The organism is Bradyrhizobium zhengyangense (assembly GCF_022012435.1).
Taxonomy (GTDB): domain Bacteria; phylum Pseudomonadota; class Alphaproteobacteria; order Rhizobiales; family Xanthobacteraceae; genus Bradyrhizobium; species Bradyrhizobium zhengyangense.
The window spans coordinates 220,162-242,524 of record NZ_JAKLUA010000001.1; the positions used below are offsets into that span (position 1 = coordinate 220,162).

Consider the following 22,363-nt stretch of genomic DNA (forward strand, 5'->3'; position numbering starts at 1 on the left):
CCGGATCACCTTCGCCTCAGATGCAGAGGCCGAGCAGCTTGACGTGGCAGTTGGCGACTTTGGGCTTGCTGGCGGGTGTGACCTCGCGCTTCACAGCCACAAGGGGCTCGTTGTCCTTCTTGCCTTTGCCCTTGCCGGGCTTCGGCTCGTAATCGCCGGCGATCACCATGGCCCAATAGGTGCGCTTGCCGCTGGCGTTCTTCGCACTCGCGATCCCAACGCGGGAGGCGTTGTGGAGCAGCAGGTTCTTACGATGGCCGGAGGAGTCGATCCACTGTCCCAGCGTCTTTTCGAAGGTGTCATAGCCATAGGCGATGTTCTCGGCGGCGCGGCCTGCGCCCGACGGCGCGACGCGCTTGGTGAACGGACCGAGGGCGTCGTGGCTGAGATCGTCCTTCGCCGCCATCGCGCGCGCCTGGTCCCCGGCAATGCGGTCGAGCGTTGCGTCGCGCACGACGCGGCCCTCACCATGCTTCGCCCGGAAGCCAGAGATCTGTTCGGCAGGGGATTCTGCCGCCGTCACCGGCGTAGCCGCCAGCAGCGCCAGACCTGCAAGCAGCAGGGCCGCGCGGCGCCTTATGGTGGTCCCCCAGCGAGTCATTGGTCCCCAAATCAGTGCAGTCCCCCGGCTTCTCCAACGGCATTGTGGACGCTTCAAGGCACCCCGCATCCCGTAGTCTAACCGGTCGGCAGGTCCGCCTCGAAGTTGAAGCGATCTCGCAGGTTCTTGCGCTGCTCCAGAATGTCCTTGAGGAAGGCGCGATCCTGGTCGTTTCTCATCATCGGCTCGATCAGGTCGAGCTGGTTCATCGCGACCAGTTGCAGGATCTCGGTGCGGGGCCTGCCGCCAGCATCGCGCGGGAGCGCGTGGACGACCTGGATGTGTTCCGGCGGCCTTGGCCCCTTGGCAGCCGCCAATTCGTTACGGAGCTGGCCTTCGAGCGCGGCCTGATCGGCTTCCACGAACGCATAGAGCCCGACGCCGGAGCGGCGATCGGCAAAGGCGACGATGGCGGTGTCGCGCACGGCGGGGTTCTTGCGGATCAGCTCTGCGATAACTGGCGCATCGTTGACGAGTCGGCGGCCGCCACCCTCACGGTCGGTGAAGTTGAACAGGCCGCGGGTGATGGCGCGATAGACCTTCTTGCCGGTGGCAAGCCAGAGGCTCGCGGCGAACGATTTCTTCGCCAGCACCTTTCGCTCGCGTGCCGTCAGCGCCTCCGGCGCGTAGGAGCGCTTGTGCTTGAGCAGATGGCGGAGGTCTTCATAGGCGAGGATGCGGTAGAGCCGACCGCGTCGCTTGAAGCAAGCCGCAAGCTGGAAGTCGGTCACATAGGCGCGGCCATCGCGGCCGACCAGCCAGTTCTGCTCTTTGGCGAGATCGTTGTGGCAGATGCCAGCGCGGCGGAGCCGGCGCAGCGCGTCCTTCGCCGAGCGGAAATAGGCGAGATCGCCATGAGGCTTTGCCAGGTGCAGCGCGACGCCGTCGACAAAGCCGCGCACCAGCGCACGACGTCCGGCCCAAAGCAGCTCAGGGCCGACATCGAGGCCTTTGGCAAGCACCAATGCGTGTTTCTCGCGGGCGAACAAATGGCGCGCCAGCAGGAACGACCACCACGGCACTTCATCCAGCCGGCGCAGCACGGCGTCGACCTCGCCGCTGTTACCGCGGAAACGGCCGCGTTCGACGGTCGAGAACACGTCGCGCTTGAGCAGTACGCCCTCAGTCCAGCGCGCCGAGAGCACCGCAGCGTCGTCTTTCGGGAGACTCATCGAAAACTCACGCGGCTGCGGCAATGCGCAAATGATCGGCGATCCAGCGATCGAGGTCGGCAAGCGCCAAGGCGCTCATGGCCTGCTTCTTGGCTACCGTCTTCTCATTGCCACGAAGACGCGTGCCGTCGGGCTTCTTTGTCGGCGGGCTGGCAAGCGGCGGGAATAGGCCGAAATTGATGTTCATCGGCTGGAACGAGCGCGTGCCCGGCTCGATAGTCTCGATATGGCCACCAGTGATATGGCCGAGCAGCGATCCAAGCGCTGTCGTGGCCGGCGGGCTCGCAAGCCGCTCGCCGCGCGCGTCGGCGGCCGCATAGAGGCCGGCTATCAGGCCGACGCTGGCGGATTCCACATAGCCTTCGCAGCCCGTCATCTGGCCGGCAAAGCGTAGTCTCGGCTGGGCTCGCAGGCGCAGCTGGCTGTCGAGCAGTTTGGGAGAGTTGAGGAAGGTGTTGCGATGGAGGCCGCCAAGGCGGGCGAACTCGGCCTTCTCAAGGCCCGGAATGGTGCGGAAGATGCGCTGCTGCTCGCCGTATTTCAGCTTCGTCTGGAATCCGACAATGTTGTAGAGCGTGCCAAGCTTGTTGTCCTGGCGCAGCTGCACGATCGCGTAGGACTTCGTCGTGGGATCGTGCGGATTGGTGAGGCCGACCGGCTTCATCGGGCCGTGGCGCAACGTCTCGGGGCCGCGCTCCGCCATCACCTCGATCGGCAGGCAGCCGTCGAAATAGGGCGTGTTCGTCTCCCACTCCTTGAACTCGGTCTTCTCGCCGGCGACCAGCGCAGCGACGAAGCCGTCATACTGCTCCTTGGTCATGGGGCAATTGATGTAGTCGGCGCCGTTTCCACCTGGGCCGACCTTGTCGTAGCGCGACTGGAACCAGGCCACCGACATGTCGATGGATTCGCGGTGCACGATCGGCGCGATGGCGTCGAAGAAGGCGAGCGCGCTCTCGTCGGTCAGTTCGCGGATGGCATCGGCCAGCGGCGCTGAGGTGAGGGGGCCCGTCGCAACGATCACGTTGCTCCAATCGGCTGGCGGCAGGCCCTTGATCTCGCCGCGGGCGATCTCGATGAGGGGATGGTCGTTGAGCGCCTTGGTCACGGCCGCGGAGAAGCCATCGCGGTCGACCGCGAGCGCTCCGCCGGCGGGCACCTGGTTGGCGTCGGCCGCACGCATGATCAGCGAGTCGAGGCGCCGCATCTCTGCATGGAGGAGGCCGACCGCGTTGTTGGCGGCATCGTCCGAGCGGAACGAATTGGAGCAGACGAGCTCGGCCAGCCCGTCGGTGCGGTGCGCCTCGGTCATGCGGTCGGGCCGCATCTCGTGCAGCACAACGGGTACGCCAGCTTTCGCGATCTGCCAGGCGGCTTCGGAACCGGCAAGGCCAGCACCGATGACGTGCGCGGGTTTGGATAGGGATCCTGTCATGGGGCGGACAGGTAGCGCTTTTCGGCGGCCAGTGGAATCGCCGAGATCGAGTTTTCTGCCGCTGAAAACGACAGCGCCCGCACGAGGCGGGCGTTATCGGTTCGTCCGGTGAAGGGCTGAACGATATCAGCCCTGATATTGACCGGCGGCAACGCGCGGGATGTCCGAGCGATCGAGGCCGATGTCGGCCAGTTCGCGATCGCTGAGCTGGGACAGCTCGGCAACATTGCGCTGATAGTCCCGGAAAGCCTGGATCATGCGGATGAGCGAGAGCAGCATTGGTAGTCTCCTGTAGTTCGATTCAGCCCTTGCTCGGGCTTCATCGTTGAAATGAATATAGGTGAGGGTAGTGCAGTGCGAAAGTTCCGATGTTGCGATGCAGCTAAGCGAAGAACGCATGGCATTGGTAAGGAGCGATTAACCTCTTGGCACTCCCGCCTAACAGCTAGGCGAAACACGCTAAGACAAGCGATAAATATCCGTGAAATCACGGATTTATCAATCGTTCTGCGGTTCCGATTGTTGCAGAAAATGGGTTACGTTCCCGTGACCTTCAAGGCCGAGGCTTAGCCTCTAGACCCAACTCCGGCATGCATGATTCGCATGAACTAAGATTCTTTGATATGAATATATATTCATATCTTCTAGTCGTGGGTGCCGGTTTGCCGAGGTGGGCGAGCACAACGATTCGCTGGAGGAACGGCCTCATGGTGGGCTCGGGGCGCGTAGCCGCGTCTGCTCCAGCCGATTGCTCTCCCTCCTGCTCAACTGCACCCCAATGCTGCGGTGCACACACGTCAAACGTGCAAACCCTGATTAACAAGTTGTAATGAAAATCAGAAATTTCGCATGAGGCTCTGCGCAGCGCGCAACATCACGCAATTCTCGCGCGGAATTTATTGCGGCAACTTGCCGCGTCGGCAGCAAAGTCATGGTGCGGATTCCGGCAATGTCGTCGGGTCCCAAGAACAAGAGAAGGAAAGTAACATCATGACGAAGTTACTCGGGGTTATCGCAATTGCCGCCGTTGCATTCGCCGTCGCGCCAGCTCAGGCCGCCAAGCACAGCATGGGCGGTTGCAGCGGAGCCAATCTCGAGAAGACCGAGACCGCGATCGAGGCCATGCCCGACGGTGACGGCAAGTTCGTCGCCGAGAAGGAGGTCACGGCGGCTCAGGACGCGCTGCTCAATGGCAAGATGGGTGCGTGCGGCATGCACCTGAACAAGGCGATGCAAGCCACCATGGGCAAGTAAGCGGGCAGGTCAACGCAATCCAAGAGAGGGCCGGTCGCCATGTCGATCGGCCCTACGCGTTTTGATTTCTGCGTGCCTTAAGGGGCGTGGGCGAGCTGGGTCGCAAAATAGGCCACCGTCTTGGAATAGACCTCGCTCTTGTTCCACTGCTGCAGCACCGCGAAGTTCGGGCTGCCCGGCTGCCAGTCCTTGCCCTTCTGCCAGCCGTATCCGGCGAGATAGTTGGCGGTGGAGGCAAGTACGTCGGGAGCGTTGTGCAGCAGGTCACGCTTGCCGTTGCCGTCGAAATCGACAGCGTATTTCATCCAGGACGACGGCATGAACTGGGTTTGGCCGAGTTCGCCGGCCCAAGCGCCCTTCATCTCCGCAGGCGCGAGATCGCCTCGCTGGACGATGCGTAGCGCATCCATCAGTTCGCCGCGAAACTGCTCGGCGCGCCGGCAGTCATACGCCAGCGTCGCCAGTGAACGGATCGTCGCGAACTTACCTGTGTTGACGCCGAAATCGGTCTCGAGACCCCAGATCGCGACCAGGATCTCGCCGGGCACGCCATACGTCTGCTCGATGCGCGACAGCACCGATCCGTATTGCTTCATCATGTTGGAGCCGCGCGTCATCCGCGGCGGCACCATGCGGCCGGAAAACTCCTCAAAGGTCTGGGTGAAGACCTTTTGCGACTTGTCACGGTTGAGCACGCTCTGGTCCAGCGTGACGCCGGCAAGTCCGGCGCTAATAGCCTGCTGCGAGATCCCCTTGGCCGCGGCCTCGGTTTTGAAATCCGCAAGCCAGGTGTCGAAATTGCCCGAGTTGCAGGCGACGGCGGCCAGAGTGGGCTCGACGGACACGATTGAGGCTGAAAGGGCGAGAGCTGCGAGAGCGAGACGAGAAATCGTCAGGGTCATCAGAGGTAATTGATTCCGTGAAGGGTCATGACCGGCGGCGGCAATCTCTGATGTAACCGCGGCCAAAGCAAGGCGTATGACAGCGCCGCTCCCGCCGGGTGACCCCGGCGGGAGCGCTCTGATGAGGTCGCCTGGCTCCTGTCCTATTCCCTGTTCCGCCATGGGAAGAGATTGGCGGGGAAATCGGCCGCCGGCTTGCGTGGGCGCTGTGGCGGGGGCGGCACCGGCCGGGCACCGGGCTCGGAGACGATGACCTTGCGATAGAGATGCCAGGTGGCGTGGCCGAGCAGGGGAATGATGACGGCAAGCCCGAGGAACGCGGGGATCGTTCCGAGCGCGAGTAACACCGCCACGATCAGGCCCCAGGCCGCCATCGGCACCGGGTTCTTGGCGACGACGCGTAGCGAGGTGACCATCGCGTCCAGCGCGCCGGCGTGGCGGTCGAGCATCAGCGGGAATGACACCGCGCTGATGCAAAGCGCTGCGAGCGCGAACAGGAAGCCCGTGCCACAGCCAACGACGATCAGCCACCAGCCCTGCGACGTCGTCAGCACGCGCGTGACGAAATCCGAGATTCCGGTCACGCCCTCATAGCCGAACGCGGCCACATAGATCGCTTGCGCGGTCGCAACCCAAGTCACGAACAGTGCGAGCAGCAAGGTGCCGAGGCCGAGCATGGCGCCGAAGGAGGGCGAGCGCAGCACATCCATGGCATCCCAGGCGCTCGCTTCCTCATAGCGTTCGCGGCGGCTGGAGAGCTCATAAAGGCCGAGTGCTGCGAACGGACCGATCAGGGCGAAGCCAGCGGCGAGCGGAAACAGTAGCGGTATTACTGAATAGCCCATCGCGACGCGCGCAATCACGAGCCCCAGCACCGGATAGATCACGCAGAGGATGATGGCGTGGCTGGGCACCGCCTTGAAATCTTCCCAGCCGCGCTTGAGCGCGTCGTGCAGGTCGGAGAGTTGGATGGTACGGATCACGGGTCCGGCCGCGTCTGCGGACTGGCCCATCGTTGGGACATTGCCCTGATAGAGTGTGGCCATGGTCGGCTTGCTCCCTTGCCATGCAGCCGAATTCGGCGCCGACAACGGCGCAAGCGGCCGCTCTTCTAGGTTTCGCGAGTCCAACCAGACGCGAATTCCTGGTGGCATCGCGAGCTGAGCAGAGAGCGTACGCCTATTTCCGAGTCCTGTCCCTCACGCTTGGGTGAGATTCGTTGCCGCAGTGCAACCTTGCTGACGTCATCCGGTCGTCATTTCGCCGCAGATAAGCTCATGCTGTTTGCGGCTCGCGGAACTTCGCGGGCGCAGCGGCGTAACTTCGTCTATAAGTGCCCACTCAGGGCCTTCCAACGGGATCCTTTTCGGGGAGCAGACATGAGCATTTTCGGGAAAATCATGGGCGCAATCTTCGGCAGCCATGCGGCTTCCGCTGCGCCCGCCGGCGGCGCACCCGCGGGCAGCGCGCCTGCGCCTGCAGGGGCCGCGCCGAGCGGATCCGCGCCAGCGTCTGCGCCCGCAGCAGCGCCTGCCCAAACGGTGGACGTCGCCGCGATCGTCGACAAGGCGGCCGCCGCGCATAAGGGCGAGAAGCTGGAGTGGCGCACCTCGATCGTCGACCTGATGAAGGCGCTCGACGTCGATTCAAGCCTGGCTGCGCGCAAGGATCTTGCCAAGGAGCTCGGCTATACCGGCGACATGAACGACTCCGCCAGCATGAACGTCTGGCTGCACAAACAGGTGATGTCCAAGCTCGCTGCCAATGGCGGCAAGCTGCCGCCGGAAATCAAGCACTGATCGGGCGCGCGTCAGGCGACGCCAAGTAACAGAAAAGGGCCCGCGAGATCGTGGGCCCTTTTGCGTTCAGGCGACCAGATCGGCATCCTCCGGATGCTTGTCGAGATAGTCGACGACGAAGCCGCAACCTGCGATCACCTTGTGGCCGTCGCGGCGGACCAACGCGAGCGCGCCCTTGATCAGCTCGGACGCAATGCCGCGGCCGCGTAGCGCACGCGGCGTCTCGGTGTGGGTGATGATGACAGCCGACGGCGTCAGCCGGTAATTGGCGAAGGCGAGCTCGCTGCCGACATCGAGCTCGAAGCGGCTCCTGTCCTTGTTGTCGCGTACCGATGCCGCCATGCCTGATCCTTCCAAAGCGATGTTCATTCCCTGATCTAGGCCCCTGAACCCTCGCTTGCCAAGGCGCGACCAAGGGAGGTCGCCGCAGGGGAGATATCTGCAAAATGCGTGTTCAGCTCGGTCTGATGGCCTTGCTCGCCGTGCTGGCCTTGGTCGCGCCGGTCCCGGCCGCAGCCGAGGGCGGTCCAGCGTGGGAAGCCTGTGTCAGGCTGACCAGCACGCCGGATGAGCGGGTGCAGGCTTGCTCGACGGTGATCGACAGCAAGAGCGAGGTTGGCCGCAGGCTCGCCGGCGCCTATTGCAACCGCGGACATGGTCTCACCGAAAAGCGCGAGCTCGATGCGGCGCTGTCCGACCTCGATGAAGCGCTGCGCCTCGATCCGAACTACGCCTGCGCCTACAACAATCGAGGCCGCGTCTACAGCTTCAAGCGCGACTATGACCGCGCCATCGCCGAGTACGACCAGGCCATCAAGCTCGATCCGTCGATGGCGGTGGCCTACAGCAACCGTGGCGAGTCCCGCTACAACAAGGGCGACATCGACGGCGCGCTCGCCGATTTCGACGCGGCGATCACGCACGATCCCAGCTATGCCATGGCCTATGCCAATCGCGGCTACGTGTACGCCCGCAAGCACGACACAGCCCATGCGCTCGCCGACTACACGATGCGGATCAAGCTCGCCCCCGATCTGCTGGCCTATATCGACCGCGGCAACGTCTATCGTGACAGCGAGCAGCTCGACCGCGCCGCCGCCGATTATGGCGAGGCGATCCGGCTCGCGCCGACCGATGCGCGCGGCTGGCGCAATCGCGGCATGATCCGGCTCTATCTCGGTGACAACAAAGGCGGCCTCGCCGATTACGACAAGGCGCTGCAATACGATCCTGCCGACGTGTTCTCCTGGAATAATCGCGGCCAGGCCCGGATGCGGCTCGGCGACACCAAGGGTGCGATTGCCGATTTTCGCAAGGCGCTGGAATTGAAGCCCGGCTTGCAGACGGCACAGGACTCGCTGAGGAAGCTCGGGGCGCTGTGATGCCCCGGTTCGGCTAGACCTTCACCAGGTCCTGATAGTCCGGATGCTTCTCGATCCATGCCTTCACGAACGGGCATTGCGGGATCAGCTTCAGGCCGCTCGCGCGGACCTGATCGAGCGCGCCCTGCACCAGCCTCGAGCCGACGCCCTTGCCGGCGAGCTCCTTCGGCACCTCGGTATGTTCGAACGTGATCACGTTGCCGTCGAGCTTGTAGTGCTCGGTCGCGAGATAGCCGTCTACCTCGAGCTCGTAGCGGTGATGGGCCTTGTTGTTGATCACATCGCTCATGATGTCTCCGGTCAGTTCTTCAGCGAGGCCGTCAGCATCTTGCGGATCGCCCAGGCCTCGCCGTCGGAGGAGCCCTTGATGTCGTCGATCTTCCAGCTGCCGGCCTCGCGCACGAAGTCGTAACGCACGATCTGGTCGGCGGGTTTGCGATCGTTGCGGTGGCCGGTGATGGTCACGGCCAGCGTTGCCTTGTCGGCCTCCGTCTTCTCCGCGTCAACCCTGAACGACTTCACGTCGGGTTCCTGCGAGTTGGTGACGGGATCGAAATCGATCGGGCCTACATCGCCCTTCGGCGTATGCGCATCCGCCTTGGCCCACAGCGTGACCAGCGCCTTGGAGAGATATTTTGCTTTCGCCGCCTTGTTCTCGGTGACGAAGCCGGCGCCACCATCGCCCTTGCCCTTGGCGGCGCGGGTGTAGATCGCAGTGAGTATGGATGTGGGGTCGTCGGCGGGCGCCTGCGCGAAGGCGGGCGAGGCGGCGACGACGATAGAAGCGACAATGAAGCTGCGGCGGGTGAGCATGGTTCGTCCCCGAGATGATGGCATGGCGACAGTGGCTGGGTAGCCGATGTCAGCGCGGTATCTCAGTAGACCGGCGCAACAGCCGTTCGGTTCAATCCGCCGCCTTGGCGAGCCGCGAATCTTCCGGCTGAGGTTTGGGGCGTAGGCAGCCCTGGCAGATGACCAGCGAGCGGACCGCGGCGTCCTGGTCGGCGTCGATTCCGTCGTGCTCGGGCTTGGCGGCGATGCGTGTTGCCCGGGCCGGCTCAGCGGCGCGCGGCTGATTGGGATTCTCGCCTGCGCCATCCCAGGCATAACGCGCGGGCTTGAACGCGGGGTCCGAAGCGAGGTGGGCTTGCGGGGCCGCGGCGCATCCGGCAAGCGCCAGCGACAGCAGGAGGAAGGCGGGCGCTTTGACCATGGTGCGGCACTCTGTACGCGAGGACTGAGCGAGGTTGCGCTGATCATGTTTAAAATTCCCTGAACGATGGGGCCGCGCCTGCGACCAACGCCTATGCGATATCTGCTCGTCCTGCTCACGATGCTCACGGCCGCGGCGCGCGCCGATGACGCCAAGCCGTTTGACCCCGCCGACTATCCGCCTGCCGTGCAGAAGGCGCTGCGTTATGCCCATGAGGAATGCGAAAGGCAGGGTGGCGGCGCCGTGACCTTTGGGCCTGATACGGTACGCAGGGTCGACCTCACCGGCGACGGCAGCGACGACTACATCGTCGATTTCCGCGATACCAAATGCGGCGAACGCGAGAGCACCTATTGCGGAACCGGCGGTTGCCTGCTGGACATCCTGGTGACGCTGCCGGACGGCAGCGTGCGCACCGTATTCGACGGCTATGTCCGCAGCTACACCATGGTGGCGCCGCCGATGAAGCGCGGCGCGACGCGCACCATCCGCTTCGACCTGCATGGTAGCTATTGCGGTGGTTTTGGTGCGCAGGCCTGCGTCAAGGAACGGGCGATCACGGCGACGCCGTTCGGGTTCAAAAAGCCGTAAGGCAGGTGCGCGGCCGGCGGCCTTGCTACGCCGCGGGCGATCGCGATAAATGGGCTGTAATGAGCGGGCGGTCAGCGTGCCGTTCGCCGTCGAAGAGGAAGCCCGATGCAGCCGCTCCGCATGTCCCGCCGCGTCATGAATCTCGCTTACATGCTGACGCAGAACGCGCGGCGGCATGGATCGCGGCCCGGGTTTGTCTGGGGAGACAGACCCTGGACCTGGCGCGAGATCGATGCGCAGGTTTCGGCGCTGGCCGCGGCGCTCGCTGCGCGCGGCATCGCCAAGGGCGATCGCATCCTGGTCCATTCCAAGAATGGCAACGAGATGTTTGTCTCGATGTTCGCCGCGTTCCGGCTGGGCGCGGTCTGGGTGCCCACCAATTTTCGCCTGATGCCGGACGAGGTTGCCTATCTCGCACAGGCTTCGGGCGCGAAGGCGTTCCTGTGCCATGTCGATTTCCCTGAACATGCCGCGGCGGTGACGGGCGGCGCGTTGGAGTTCACCTGGAGCGTCGACGGCAAGGCCTCGTTTGGCGAGAGGTCGGTGGCGGACGCCATCGCGTCGCGGGCCGGCGCCGTGGTCGAGAACGTCGCGGTTGAGCATGACGATCCCTGCTGGTTCTTCTTCACATCGGGCACCACCGGCCGCTCCAAGGCCGCGGTGCTGACGCATGGCCAGATGGGTTTTGTCGTCACCAATCATCTCGCAGATCTCACCCCCGGCGTGACGGAAGCCGACGCGTCGCTGGTGGTGGCTCCGCTGTCGCACGGCGCTGGCGTGCACCAACTGGTTCAGACCGCGCGCGGTGTCTGCACCGTACTGCTGCCGACCGAGAAATTCGACATCGACGAGGCGTTCCGCCTGATCGAAAAACATCGGGTCGGCAATCTGTTCACGGTGCCGACGATCCTCAAGATGATGGTCGAGCATCCCGCTGCCGACAAATACGATCATTCCTCGCTGCGTCACGTGATCTATGCCGGTGCACCGATGTATCGCGAGGACCAGAAGGCCGCGCTCAAAAAGCTCGGCAAGGTCATCGTGCAGTATTTTGGCCTCGGCGAGGTCACCGGCAACATCACCGTGCTGCCGGCAGCGTTGCACGATCCCGAAGACGGCCCGCACGCGAAGATCGGCACCTGCGGCTTCGAGCGCACGGGCATGCAGGTCTCGATCCAGGACGACGAGGGCCGTGAACTCGGCGCGAACCAGAGCGGCGAGATCTGCGTCATCGGGCCAGCCGTGCTCGCTGGCTATTACGACAACCCTGAGGCCAACGCGAAGGCGTTCCGCAACGGCTGGTTCCGCACCGGCGATCTCGGCCACATGGACGAGGAGGGCTTCGTCTACATCACCGGGCGCGCGTCGGACATGTACATCTCTGGCGGCTCCAACATCTATCCGCGCGAGATCGAGGAGAAGATCTTGACGCATCCAGCCGTCGGCGAGGTCGCCGTGCTCGGCGTGCCCGATGCGACCTGGGGCGAGGTCGGCGTCGCGGTCTGCGTTGCGCGCGAGGGCGCGAAGCCGGTCAGCGAAGCCGAGATGGCCGCGTTCCTGTCGCCGAAGGTGCCGCGCTACAAGATGCCCAAGCGCTTCTTCTTCTGGGAGACGCTGCCGAAATCCGGTTACGGCAAGGTGCCGAAACGCATGGTGCGCGACGAGCTCGAGGCGCGCGGGCTGCTCGACCTCGACAAGACCAAGACGGGCTGAACGCGGACCATGCGGAGCATCAAGCAGCCGGGCGCGCCGGTCCCCGAGCGTATCCAATGGGTGGAGGCGAGGGGACGCGCCTTTTCGTTCACGCTTCAAGCCGGCTTGCCGCTGCTCGAAGCGGCCGGCCGCGGATTTGCTGCCGAAGGGTTTGCCGGCGGCGTGCTGAATTTCAGCCAGGGGGCGCTCGGGCCGTTTGGCTATGTCATGCCGGCGCTGTCGAAGACTGGCGAGAATGCAGCGTTCTACAGCGACACCTATCGGCCTGCCGGCGTGACGCGTACCAGGCTCGGCAGCATGACGTTGGGATCGCGCGACGGTGCGCCGTTCTTTCACTGCCACGGGCTCTGGACCGAGGCGAATGGCAAGGCGAGCGGCGGCCACATGCTTCCGGATGAGACAGATATCGCCGAGCCGTTCGAGGTGCAGGCTTTTGGGATCGACGGCGCGATGTTCACTGCCGAGCCTGACCCCGAGACAAATTTCAAGCTGTTTGGGCCGATAGCCTTCGCGAGCAGCGGTGCGCGCACGACGAGCCGCGCCCTCGCGCTGCGGCTTCGCCCCAACCAGGATTTTGCCGGCTCTCTCGAGGCGTTTTGCCGCGAGCGCGGCATTGCGCGCGCCAAAATCCACGGCGGCGTCGGTTCGACGATCGGCGCGCGCTTCACCCATGGCGGCGTGACCGAGCCGTTTGCCACGGAGCTCGCGATCACCGCCGGGACGATTGCGCCTGCTGCGTCCGGCGTGCTGGAGGCGGCGCTCGATGTCGCCCTGATCGACTACACGGGCGGAATCGCCGAGGGCCGCCTGATCCGGGGCGACAATCCCGTGCTGATGACCATGGAGCTGGTGCTGGAGGTCTTGGGTTAGCCTCGGCAGCCTCACGCGGCGGAGTCGATCCGATCACCACGGGCTGGCGCGCATTTTTGCCATCGCCAAGTACGTCGATTCACTGATGCCTGACGTCCCTGAGTTCGATCCCTGGAAGAGATCGAGCACGGGCGAGTAGGTCTGGCTGGCGTTCTTTGCGTCATACATGGCCGAGAAGCGGCTGAGCAGCTTCGCAACTTTCGTGGGATCGCCGAGATCCCTAAGATTGAGGTACTTTTCCACGATCTTGGCCTGCTGATCGATCTGCATCGACGCCATCTGATCGGGCAGGTCGAAGGCGGTTCTGAACACCTCCGAGAGAGCCTTGTCGGCGAGAATGTCGTAGGCAGACGTGACGTGTCCCGCCATGCGCTGGAAATACAACGCCAGGCGCACGCCCGGATTGGCATCGCCCTGCTGCTGCTCCAGGCTTTGCTCGAGATAGTTTTTTTGCGTTGCCAGGAATTGATCTCGCTTTTGCGGTCCCACCATCGGCAGCCGCGCGACGTTGCCATCCTTGTCGAAATTGAACGACGCTGCGATCTCGGCAAAGCGAGGATCGCTTTCCGTGTTTGCGAAGCTCTTGGGGTCATTCAAGTCGGAGGCGAATATCTTCTTGAGATAGGCGGTACTCACCTTCGCCGGGTCCAAACCCTTGCCGACAAGAACGAAGTCGACCAGCTTCCTGTTTGCGAGCAGGTCGGAAACGCTCTTGATGCCGCCGATCGCCTGTTGATAGCTAGATGCGTCTTTCTGGGCCTGAGCCTTGATCTTTGCCTGATCCTGCGGGCTCGCAAATTTCAATTTCGCAATGACGTAGTTCTTGGCGATATCGAGAATTTCGGCTGCATCCTGGGCCGCCAGCGGCGTCGTCAGATTGCCCTTGGCGTCGAAGTTGAACGCACGCGCGAGCTTGACGTAGCGATCGTCCTTGAGCGTATAGACATAGCTTTTGGGGTCGCTGAGGTCGCTTTCGAGAACGGCCTTCACGGTCGATTGCGGGACTTGTGTGGGATCGAGGCCGACGGCCGCCAGCGCAAAACCATACGCGCCTGGCGCGGAGACCAGCGCCTGGAGTGAAGTCACGCTAGGGATAGCTTTTCTGAATTGCCCGATCACCACAGCTTCCTGCAACGGGCTTGCCGCTGCATAGACAGCCGATTTGCTGTCGTTGAATTTCTGGTTCGTGCTGGCAAGGTTTGCGGCGGTCTGCGCTGACATCCCCGGTGGAAGCGAGCCGTCGGGTGAAAAATCGAACGCGCCGGCCAAATCCATGAACCCGCCGGTCGTCGCGATCGCGTCGTTGGTGCTGGATATGCTTGTTACCGCCGATTGCAGGCGATATCGTTCGACCAATATCTGCACCTTCAACTGATTGACGTCAGCGCCGGGCTGCGACAGTTGCGTCGTGTAGTCGGCGATCTTCGCGCTGGCGTCGGTGGCATCCGATTTGGCCTGGGCAAGCTGGGCCTTCAGGCCATCCAGCTTGGACGCGAACGTGACATTGACGTAGCTGTTCGGATCGGATGGGTCGCTGGTCAGGACCTGCTTGATCGTGTCGCGCGGCCATTTGCTCTGATCGATCCCGAATGCCGAGGCGACATAGTTGCGGAGGCGATCGTCACTCAGAAGCCGGTCGACGCTGGTCACGGTGCCGATCTTGGCATTGTAGTATTTCGCGTCGGCGGCAACGGAATCGACGTTGCTCTTCATGGCTGCGGTGTACAGCCCGATCATGTCGTCGGTCTGGCTTTCCGATTGCGCGACCTTGGTTGTGCCGCCGCCGAAGGAAAATGCCGCGGCGAAGTCCCGGTAACGCTTGTCGATCAGCGTGTTGGCGAAGCTCTTGGGGTCCGAGAGATCGCTCTGCAGCACCTTCTTCATGAAGGCCTTGGCGTAGGCCATGTCCTCCAGGCCATAGGCCTTCGTGACGTAGTGATACAGGCGATAATCCTTCATCAGGTCGTCGACGCTATGCACCTTGCCGATGTTCGCCTTGTAGTAGGCGGCTTCGCGCGAGACGTCCGATTGCTGCGCCACCCGCGTCAGGGACTGCGTGAGATTGCGCGCGATATAGCTGTAGCTGAAATAGGTGGACACCATGGGCAATTCCTGACGGCTCGTCGGAGCTTGTTGGCAGGTCCTGGACGTCCGTCATTCATTGCCGGGTCGCAAGGTAGAAGACTGGCCTCATGCCAGCAGGCAGAAACATTGTTACATTTTGTTGCTGCGATTCTGGGTGACAACTTCAGGTGTCGCTTGCGTCCAAGCGCCGCATCGTAAGGGGTGCTTCCAGCAAGCTCCGCGCAAGCAAGCGCGAGTAGGAGTCTTCGTTGTCTTGTATTTGCAATCGCGGACACGTCTTCGCCATCTCGCGGCACGTTGTGCCCGAGCTTTGCGGTGATGCGCCCTCGAAAGTGCCGAGGGCGCAGGGAAGGCCGGGAGCCGGCTGGCACCCGCGGATCCACTGTGCGTTATATGCCAAAAAAGTCTGCACAGCGGCGTACAGGGCTGCCTGGATATCCCGGCCGTTCCCTGCGCAGTGGGTTGACGGCTTATGTCGTGCTCTCCCCGGGGACGATGCACTAATGCCCCGTCGCCATGCAGATGACTGATGCGCGCGCCCGGTTGGACAGCGTGCATCACCACAAGACTTGGCGCGCAGCCTTCGGGCGCCAGGACCACACGATTTTGCCGTATGCAGGCTGCACCGGTCGTTTGCGCGCGGCATTCGCTCACGGTTTCCCGCCCTGCGAAGGACCCTCGCGCCAATGCGGCCTGCATCCACCACGTCCCACCCGCGTGTCGTGACGATCGCGATACGCCCCTCGGACCGGGTAGGGTGGATCCCGTATGCGCTAATTCCGAATTCTAGTAAAGCGAATTATTTGCGGCGGAGGCATTGACCGCGCGGTGGTGTGTTTTGCCTGTCGCGCGACACAACGGATAGTGGGGTGCGAACAGTGGTGGATTATGCTTCGCCAATCCACCCCACGTTTCCGCACAAGGTATTCGCGATCTCATCCATCTGGGCGAACATGTGATCCGGCGCAAGCGCCTGCAACGCGGCGGGAGCAGCATAGCCCCAGCTGACCGCGCCGCAGGCAGCGCCGACCGCCCGGGCCGCCTCGATATCGCGGACCTCGTCTCCGATTGAAATGACGTTTTTTGGGGTGACGCCGGCGCGTCGGATCACGCGGCGGAATTTCGCGGGCTTGCCGAACACCGAGGCCGCGCAGTCGAAATGCTGGAAGAGCGCAGCCGACGCACCGAGCTTCTGCCGCGCATTGGCCTCGCTGTCCGACGTCACCAGCGCAAGCTGCACGCCGTTCCTAGCCAACATCCGCAGCATGGCGTCAGTGCCTGCAAACAGCGAAATCTCGGCTGCTGCCTCGCCCTTCAGCCGCCGCGCATACCGCGCGATCGCCGGCAGCTTCCACACCGGCACTTCGAGGCGACTGAGGATCTCCCGTGTCGAGGCATGCCGCAGCCCCTCGACATCCTCATCCCGCACACGCCGAAAGCCGAAGCGGTCGGCGACGTCGTTGATGGTGCGCAGGAACCAGGGGAAGCTGTCGACCAGCGTGCCGTCGAGGTCGAAGATGGCGAGGGAGTAGGGCATGAGGAGGGCACACTGCGGGCGACACGCTGACAGATGCTATATTGTATTCGAAGAGGTGGCAGATGTCGGAGCTACTGGCAAGAATTACGGTTAACCCGCAACCTATGCCTGGACGCCCGCGCATTCGCGATCTGCGCATAACTAGCCATGCCTGATTGGTGCTCAGCTTCCCGATCGCAGCTTGCGGACGTGGACATTGATGTCGAGATCGATGTCCTTGATGCAGGTCTGTGTCGTCCGATGCGAGCCGCCCTCGTGCCAGCGACCATCGCGCGCCCGGGCGCCACGGACGTTGGCGAGCTTCAGGCATCGCCATTGCGGCAGCGGTCCGCTACTCTGGCCGCCAAATTGCCAGGCCAGCACGGCTTCCTCACCGCCCTTGTCAGTGCCGATGATATGTGGGCAAAGCTCGCGATGTCGGCCCTCATAGACACAGGTCACCTGCTGCTGGGCGAGGATGGCGTTGCGGAAGAGTTGGTAGGTTCGGCTGGGCATCGCTACCTCCAGATCGCCTCATCTGGCATTGTCGCACGCTTGAGTGTAGAGGTGCGCGACTGGAAGGAAAACCATGCCGATCAGTGACACCCAGCTCAGCAAATTTCTGAGCCTAGTCCTGCGCCACCAGCCGGAAGCGATCGGGTTGGTGCTGGATTCGCAGGGATGGGCCGGTACCGACGACCTGATCGCCAAGGCAAATGCCGCTGGCACAGAGTTTGGTCGCGACGATCTGCTGCGTGTCGTCGCAGAGAGCGACAAGAAGCGTTTCTCACTGTCCGCCGATGCACATCGCATTCGCGCTGCACAAGGCCATTCCGTCTCGGTTGAACTTGGCCTGGCGGCGCAGGAGCCGCCGTCGGTCCTGTATCACGGAACGGCAACCCGGTTCGTCGAAGCCATCCTGTCCGAGGGCCTGAAGCCGCAGGCGCGCCAGCAGGTGCATCTGTCCTCCGACGAGGCCACGGCGGAGCGTGTCGGTCAGCGCCACGGCAAGCCGCATATATTCAAGGTTGATGCCGACGGCATGCATGCCAAGGGATTCAAGTTCTTTCGCGCGGACAATGGCGTGTGGCTGACCGACCATGTGCCGCCCGAGTTTCTGGCGTAGCTGACGTCAGGGTTTCCAGATGGTCCCCTCGGTCCAGCCGAGTTCGGCAAACTCGGCGGCCCGAAGCGGAGCTTCTCCCTCGGCAAAGAACTCATCGAGCTGAGGCGGCGCGACTGAGGTTTCGGACAGCATGGCATGGGCCTGCCCGCGGTGATGGATCTGATGCTGGAACAGATGCATCAGCAGCCGGTCGCGGCGCTCGGTCTGGACGTGCGTGTCGCGGTTGATCCGGACAAGGCCGGCCAGAAGCTCTGATGTCAGCGCATCGCAGACGGCAAGCAGGCGCTTGTCCATGGCAGCCTGGGCCGACTTCAGCGCGGCAAGCGAGGGGTACGGCACCTCGTTCGCCCAGGCGCGCGGCCCGAGCCAACCACCTTCGAGCGCATCGATGTAGAAGAGGTCGATGACGTAGATGTGGTTCAGCGTGCGTTGGATGCTCGGGAAGAAGCCGGCCCGCGCGGCTTCAAACTCGGCCTGGCTGAGGCGGGCGCAGGCGGTGAGCAGGCGATGGTTCGCCCACGCATTGTTGTAGGCGAACGACCGATAGGTCTGCACGAGTCCTGAGGACACAACTATTCTCCGTGGACCGATCTGTCGGCGGACTACGGCCGCAATCTACTCCGCCGCCTCGCTCGTGCTCCGCCGCTTCGGTTTCCGCGCCTTCTTCAGCACCGGCTCCAAAAACTTGCCCGTGTAGCTCCGCTGCGCCTTGACGATATCCTCGGGCGGGCCCCAGGCGACGATCTCGCCGCCGCCGTCGCCGCCTTCGGGGCCAAGGTCGATGACCCAGTCTGCGGTCTTGATGACTTCGAGATTGTGCTCGATGACGACAACTGTGTTGCCCTGAGCGACCAGCTCGTGCAGCACTTCCAGCAGTTTCTTGACGTCGTGGAAGTGCAGGCCGGTGGTCGGCTCGTCCAGGATGTAGAGCGTGCGGCCGGTGGCGCGCTTGGACAGCTCCTTCGCCAGCTTGACGCGTTGGGCCTCGCCGCCTGACAGCGTCGTCGCTTGCTGGCCGACATGGATGTAGTCGAGACCGACGCGGTGCAGGGTCTGGAACGTTTCGCGCACGCGCGGGACCGCCTTGAAGAACTCGGCGGCTTCCTCGACGGTCATGTCGAGCACGTCGGCGATGGACTTGCCCTTGAACAGGACCTCGAGCGTCTCGCGGTTGTAGCGCTTGCCCTTGCAGACGTCGCAGGTGACGTAGACGTCGGGCAGGAAGTGCATCTCGATCTTGATGACGCCGTCGCCCTGGCAGGCCTCGCAGCGGCCGCCCTTGACGTTGAAGGAGAAGCGGCCAGGCTCGTAGCCACGCGCCTTGGCTTCGGGGAGCCCAGCAAACCATTCGCGGATCGGCGTGAAGGCGCCGGTGTAGGTCGCGGGGTTCGAGCGCGGGGTGCGCCCGATCGGCGACTGGTCGATGTCGATGATCTTGTCGATATGCTCGAGGCCCTCGATGCGATCGTGAGGCGCTGCGCCTTCGCTGGCGCCGTTGAGCTTGCGCGCGATCGCCTTGTAGAGCGTATCGATCAGCAGCGTCGACTTGCCGCCGCCGGACACGCCTGTCACGGCGGTGAACAGGCCGAGCGGAATTTCGGCGGTGACGTTCTTGAGGTTATTGCCGCGCGCGTTCACCACCTTGATGGTGCGGCGATGGTTCGGCGGGCGCCGCTCCGGCACCTCGACCTCGAGCTCGCCGGTCAGATATTTTCCGGTGAGCGATTTCGGATTGCGCATGATCTCGTCGGGCGTGCCTTCGGCAACGATGTTGCCGCCATGCATGCCGGCGCCGGGACCGATGTCGAGCACGTAGTCGGCGAGGCGGATGGCGTCCTCGTCATGCTCGACCACGACCACGGTGTTGCCGAGGTCGCGCAGCCGCTTGAGCGTATCGAGCAGCCGCGCGTTGTCGCGCTGGTGCAGGCCGATCGAGGGCTCGTCCAGCACGTAGAGCACGCCCGTCAGGCCCGAGCCGATCTGCGAGGCCAGGCGGATGCGCTGGCTCTCGCCGCCGGATAGCGTGCCGGAGGAGCGGGAGAGGGTGAGATAGTTGAGGCCGACGTCGAGCAGGAAGGTCAGGCGCTCACGGATTTCCTTCAAGATTCGGCCGGCGATCTCGTTCTGCTGCGCGTTCAGCGTCTTAGGCACGGTCTCGAACCAGGCACCGGCGCCTTTCACGGACAGCTCGGAGATCTCGCCGATATGCTTGCCGCCGACCTTGACGCAGAGCGCTTCGGGCTTGAGCCGGAAACCGTTGCAGGCGCCGCAGGGTACGTCATGGAAATACTTTGCCAGCTCTTCGCGCGCCCACTCGCTTTCGGTCTCGCGGTAGCGGCGGTTGATGTTGGTGATGACGCCTTCGAACGGCTTCTTGGTGTCGTAGGAGCGGACGCCGTCCTCATAGGAGAACTTGATCTCGTCCTCGCCGGAGCCATGCAGGATCGCGTTCTGGGTCTTCTTCGGCAGATCCTTCCACTTGGTGGTCAGCGTGAACTTGTAGTGCTTGCCGAGCGCGGTCAGCGTCTGCACGTAATAGGGCGACGATGATTTGGCCCAGGGAGCGATCGCGCCCTTGCCGATCGCGAGCTCCTTGTCGGGGATGACGAGGTCCTCGTCGACATGCTGCTCGACGCCGAGGCCGCCGCAGGCCGGGCACGCGCCATAGGGGTTGTTGAACGAAAATAGACGCGGCTCGATCTCGGGGATGGTGAAGCCGGAGACGGGGCAGGCGAATTTTTCCGAGAACAGGATGCGCTCGGGTCCGCTCTTGTCGTGGATCTTTGCGGTCTTCTTTTTCTCTTCGACCGGCGCCGCCGCCGGGCTGTCGGCGAACTCGACGACAGCGAGGCCCTCGGCGAGCTTCAGCGCGGTCTCAAAGCTTTCGGCGAGGCGCTGGCCGATATCGGCACGCACCACGATGCGGTCGACGACGACGTCGATGTCGTGCGGGAATTTCTTGTCCAGCGTCGGCGCTTCCGCGAGCTCGTAGAACGTGCCGTCGATCTTGACGCGCTGGAAGCCCTTCTTGAGCCATTCGGCGAGCTCTTTCCGATACTCGCCCTTGCGCCCGCGCACGACGGGCGCGAGCAGATAGAGGCGGGTGCCCTCGGGCAGCGCCAGCACGCGGTCGACCATCTGCGAGACGGTCTGGCTCTCGATCGGCAGGCCCGTGGCCGGCGAATAGGGCACGCCGACGCGCGCCCAGAGCAGGCGCATGTAGTCGTAGATCTCGGTGACCGTGCCGACGGTCGAGCGAGGATTCTTCGAGGTCGTCTTCTGCTCGATCGAGATCGCCGGCGACAGGCCGTCGATCTGGTCGACGTCAGGCTTCTGCATCATCTCCAGGAACTGGCGCGCATAGGCCGACAGCGATTCGACGTAGCGGCGCTGGCCCTCGGCGTAGATGGTGTCGAAGGCGAGCGAGGATTTGCCGGAGCCTGATAGCCCGGTGAACACCACGAGCTTGTCGCGGGGAATCTCGACGTCGATGTTCTTGAGGTTGTGCTCGCGCGCGCCGCGGATCGTAATTGCGCGCAGGCTGGAGCCCGCGTTCTGCTGTTGGCGCTTCGCCTTGATCACTTCATCCATCCGATTTGCCCTCAAGGAATCCAAAAGCGCGCGATCGCGCCAACGTGCAGGCGCGCTTCGCCCGGAACCGGGATCGGCGCCAATGGGGTTGTGAGCGAACGTAGGAAGAACGAAGGCGGATTTCCAGTGGGACTTGCGAATCGTCAACGGATTGTTGGGTCGCTGGCGGGACTTGGCAGCAGCGCCGGGCAATCGAGGCCGACGGGACAAACAAAAAGGCCGGCGCGAGGCCGGCCTTTCGTGACGATCTGACGTCGGTCGCGAAGATCAGTACTGAACTCAGTACTTGGCAACGACCGGGCCATTGAAGTGGTAGTTCACGCCGAGCTGCACGGTGTGCAGGTTGAGCGTGCCGGTCGGCAGGGCGCCCGAGAAATAGGTCTCGCCGCCGAGGCTGCGATACAGGTACTCACCCTTGACCGACCACTGCGGAGCGATGAAGGCCTCGACGCCGGCGCCGACGGTCCAGCCCGAGTGGAACTGGCTGTCGGAGATGCTCACACCGAGCGCGGAGAGGGTGATCTTGTTGTCGATCCAGGCGTAACCACCGGTGCCGTAGAACAGCACGTTGTTGACGGCGTAGCCGATGCGGCCGCGCACGGTGCCGAGCGCGTCGGTCTTCGAGTTCGCGGTCACGACACCGAAACCGGGAACGGTGGCCGCAGCGGAGGCGCTGACGTCAGCCCAGGAGCCATCGGCCTCGATACCGAACACGACGTTACCGGTCTGCCAGTTGTAGCCGGCGGTGCCGCCGACGAAGCCGCCCTGCATCCGCGGGCTGTTCGCATCTTCCCAGGCGCCGCCGCCGACGAGACCGAGGTAGAAGCCGGTCCAGTTGTAGACCGAGGCCATCGCCACGGGAGCCTTGGTGTAGGGGCGCGCCGCCAGGTCGGCAGCCGAAGCGGCGCCAGTGAGGGCGATCAGAGCGGCCGAAGCCAACAAAACCTTCTTCATTTTCAACTTATCCCAGTCCCAGTTTCTGTTGTTGCCTTCCGCAAGATCGGAAGGGCATCGGACGTTCCGGTCCAACTGATGACGTGCTTACACCACCAAAGCTGCAAGTTGTGTCTCTCAAAAGCCACAACAAATACAAAATGTAACGATCGCTGACCT

24 protein-coding genes are annotated in these 22,363 nt (G+C 63.5%); 7 read left to right on the forward strand and 17 right to left on the reverse strand.

The genetic code is table 11. From position 1 onward, the window contains the following. Window positions 1-16: 16 nt before the first annotated feature. The 5 genes from L6637_RS01055 to L6637_RS01075 form a co-directional block, all read right to left on the reverse strand. Window positions 17-601, reverse strand: a complete 585-nt coding sequence (locus L6637_RS01055) for a CAP domain-containing protein (protein ID WP_237862195.1) — start codon at window positions 599-601, stop codon at window positions 17-19. Between the two features lie 77 nt (window positions 602-678). After that, window positions 679-1,773, reverse strand: coding sequence for a serine/threonine protein kinase (locus L6637_RS01060; protein ID WP_237862197.1), 1,095 nt, complete (start codon window positions 1,771-1,773; stop codon window positions 679-681). 7 nt (window positions 1,774-1,780) lie between these two features. Then, window positions 1,781-3,208, reverse strand: coding sequence for a methylenetetrahydrofolate--tRNA-(uracil(54)-C(5))-methyltransferase (FADH(2)-oxidizing) TrmFO (gene trmFO, locus L6637_RS01065; RefSeq protein WP_237868800.1), 1,428 nt, complete (start codon window positions 3,206-3,208; stop codon window positions 1,781-1,783). Further along, the gene (locus L6637_RS01070; protein ID WP_237862200.1) at window positions 3,205-3,360 is read right to left on the reverse strand and encodes a hypothetical protein; all 156 of its coding nucleotides are present in this window, start codon (window positions 3,358-3,360) and stop codon (window positions 3,205-3,207) included. The genes trmFO and L6637_RS01070 overlap by 4 nt, the downstream gene beginning before the upstream one ends. Then, entirely contained in the window at window positions 3,335-3,487 is a 153-nt protein-coding gene (locus L6637_RS01075; RefSeq protein WP_007590701.1) for a DUF1127 domain-containing protein, read from the reverse strand. The genes L6637_RS01070 and L6637_RS01075 overlap by 26 nt, the downstream gene beginning before the upstream one ends. Window positions 3,488-4,198: 711 nt before the next feature. On the opposite strand from L6637_RS01075, the gene L6637_RS01080 reads away from it, so the two are divergent. Further along, entirely contained in the window at window positions 4,199-4,462 is a 264-nt protein-coding gene (locus L6637_RS01080) for a hypothetical protein (RefSeq protein WP_237862202.1), read from the forward strand. A gap of 77 nt (window positions 4,463-4,539) precedes the next feature. On the opposite strand, the gene L6637_RS01085 is transcribed toward L6637_RS01080, so the two are convergent. Beyond that, on the reverse strand, window positions 4,540-5,364 hold the full coding sequence (locus L6637_RS01085) for a lytic murein transglycosylase (RefSeq protein ID WP_237862204.1): 825 nt from the start codon (window positions 5,362-5,364) through the stop codon (window positions 4,540-4,542). 143 nt (window positions 5,365-5,507) lie between these two features. Beyond that, window positions 5,508-6,410 (reverse strand): DUF2189 domain-containing protein, encoded by a 903-nt coding sequence (locus L6637_RS01090; RefSeq protein WP_237862206.1) that lies wholly within the window; start codon window positions 6,408-6,410, stop codon window positions 5,508-5,510. A 333-nt stretch (window positions 6,411-6,743) separates the two neighbouring features. On the opposite strand from L6637_RS01090, the gene L6637_RS01095 reads away from it, so the two are divergent. Further along, complete coding sequence (locus L6637_RS01095) at window positions 6,744-7,163, forward strand: DUF3597 domain-containing protein (protein WP_237862207.1); 420 nt, start codon at window positions 6,744-6,746, stop codon at window positions 7,161-7,163. Window positions 7,164-7,229: 66 nt separating this feature from the next. Here the strand turns inward: L6637_RS01095 and L6637_RS01100 are convergent, their stop codons facing one another. After that, entirely contained in the window at window positions 7,230-7,505 is a 276-nt protein-coding gene (locus tag L6637_RS01100) for a GNAT family N-acetyltransferase (protein ID WP_237862567.1), read from the reverse strand. A 104-nt stretch (window positions 7,506-7,609) separates the two neighbouring features. Between L6637_RS01100 and L6637_RS01105 the strand changes: the two genes are divergently transcribed. Then, window positions 7,610-8,545, forward strand: coding sequence for a tetratricopeptide repeat protein (locus tag L6637_RS01105; RefSeq protein ID WP_237862209.1), 936 nt, complete (start codon window positions 7,610-7,612; stop codon window positions 8,543-8,545). Window positions 8,546-8,558: 13 nt separating this feature from the next. On the opposite strand, the gene L6637_RS01110 is transcribed toward L6637_RS01105, so the two are convergent. From L6637_RS01110 to L6637_RS01120, 3 genes are all read right to left on the reverse strand, one after another. Further along, on the reverse strand, window positions 8,559-8,834 hold the full coding sequence (locus tag L6637_RS01110; RefSeq protein ID WP_237862211.1) for a GNAT family N-acetyltransferase: 276 nt from the start codon (window positions 8,832-8,834) through the stop codon (window positions 8,559-8,561). A gap of 11 nt (window positions 8,835-8,845) precedes the next feature. Further along, window positions 8,846-9,358, reverse strand: coding sequence for a DUF3828 domain-containing protein (locus L6637_RS01115; protein WP_237862213.1), 513 nt, complete (start codon window positions 9,356-9,358; stop codon window positions 8,846-8,848). A 91-nt stretch (window positions 9,359-9,449) separates the two neighbouring features. Next, complete coding sequence (locus L6637_RS01120) at window positions 9,450-9,758, reverse strand: hypothetical protein (protein ID WP_237862215.1); 309 nt, start codon at window positions 9,756-9,758, stop codon at window positions 9,450-9,452. 93 nt (window positions 9,759-9,851) lie between these two features. Between L6637_RS01120 and L6637_RS01125 the strand changes: the two genes are divergently transcribed. The 3 genes from L6637_RS01125 (at window position 9,852) to L6637_RS01135 (ending at window position 12,932) form a co-directional block, all read left to right on the forward strand. Next, entirely contained in the window at window positions 9,852-10,349 is a 498-nt protein-coding gene (locus tag L6637_RS01125; RefSeq protein WP_237862217.1) for a hypothetical protein, read from the forward strand. A 105-nt stretch (window positions 10,350-10,454) separates the two neighbouring features. After that, window positions 10,455-12,062: an acyl-CoA synthetase gene (locus L6637_RS01130; protein WP_237862219.1), complete on the forward strand. Its 1,608-nt coding sequence runs from the start codon at window positions 10,455-10,457 to the stop codon at window positions 12,060-12,062. 9 nt (window positions 12,063-12,071) lie between these two features. Then, the gene (locus tag L6637_RS01135) at window positions 12,072-12,932 is read left to right on the forward strand and encodes a PCC domain-containing protein (RefSeq protein ID WP_237862221.1); all 861 of its coding nucleotides are present in this window, start codon (window positions 12,072-12,074) and stop codon (window positions 12,930-12,932) included. Between the two features lie 33 nt (window positions 12,933-12,965). Here L6637_RS01135 and L6637_RS01140 read toward each other — a convergent pair whose 3' ends face one another. From L6637_RS01140 to L6637_RS01150, 3 genes are all read right to left on the reverse strand, one after another. Continuing rightward, on the reverse strand, window positions 12,966-15,035 hold the full coding sequence (locus L6637_RS01140; RefSeq protein WP_237868801.1) for a DUF1217 domain-containing protein: 2,070 nt from the start codon (window positions 15,033-15,035) through the stop codon (window positions 12,966-12,968). Window positions 15,036-15,903: 868 nt separating this feature from the next. Then, window positions 15,904-16,554 carry an HAD-IA family hydrolase gene (locus L6637_RS01145; protein WP_237862225.1) on the reverse strand — a complete coding sequence of 217 codons (651 nt, stop codon included), beginning with the start codon at window positions 16,552-16,554 and terminating at the stop codon, window positions 15,904-15,906. 162 nt (window positions 16,555-16,716) lie between these two features. Further along, window positions 16,717-17,049 (reverse strand): hypothetical protein, encoded by a 333-nt coding sequence (locus L6637_RS01150; RefSeq protein WP_237862227.1) that lies wholly within the window; start codon window positions 17,047-17,049, stop codon window positions 16,717-16,719. 73 nt (window positions 17,050-17,122) lie between these two features. Here L6637_RS01150 and L6637_RS01155 point away from each other — a divergent pair, with 73 nt between their 5' ends. Continuing rightward, window positions 17,123-17,659, forward strand: a complete 537-nt coding sequence (locus tag L6637_RS01155; protein ID WP_237862228.1) for an RNA 2'-phosphotransferase — start codon at window positions 17,123-17,125, stop codon at window positions 17,657-17,659. 6 nt (window positions 17,660-17,665) lie between these two features. Here L6637_RS01155 and L6637_RS01160 read toward each other — a convergent pair whose 3' ends face one another. The 3 genes from L6637_RS01160 to L6637_RS01170 form a co-directional block, all read right to left on the reverse strand. Then, window positions 17,666-18,229, reverse strand: coding sequence for a DinB family protein (locus tag L6637_RS01160; RefSeq protein ID WP_237868802.1), 564 nt, complete (start codon window positions 18,227-18,229; stop codon window positions 17,666-17,668). A 45-nt stretch (window positions 18,230-18,274) separates the two neighbouring features. After that, a complete protein-coding gene (gene uvrA, locus L6637_RS01165; RefSeq protein WP_237862231.1) occupies window positions 18,275-21,250 on the reverse strand; it encodes an excinuclease ABC subunit UvrA in 2,976 nt (991 codons plus the stop codon). 279 nt (window positions 21,251-21,529) lie between these two features. Beyond that, on the reverse strand, window positions 21,530-22,204 hold the full coding sequence (locus tag L6637_RS01170) for an outer membrane protein (RefSeq protein ID WP_237862233.1): 675 nt from the start codon (window positions 22,202-22,204) through the stop codon (window positions 21,530-21,532). Window positions 22,205-22,363: the final 159 nt, after the last annotated feature.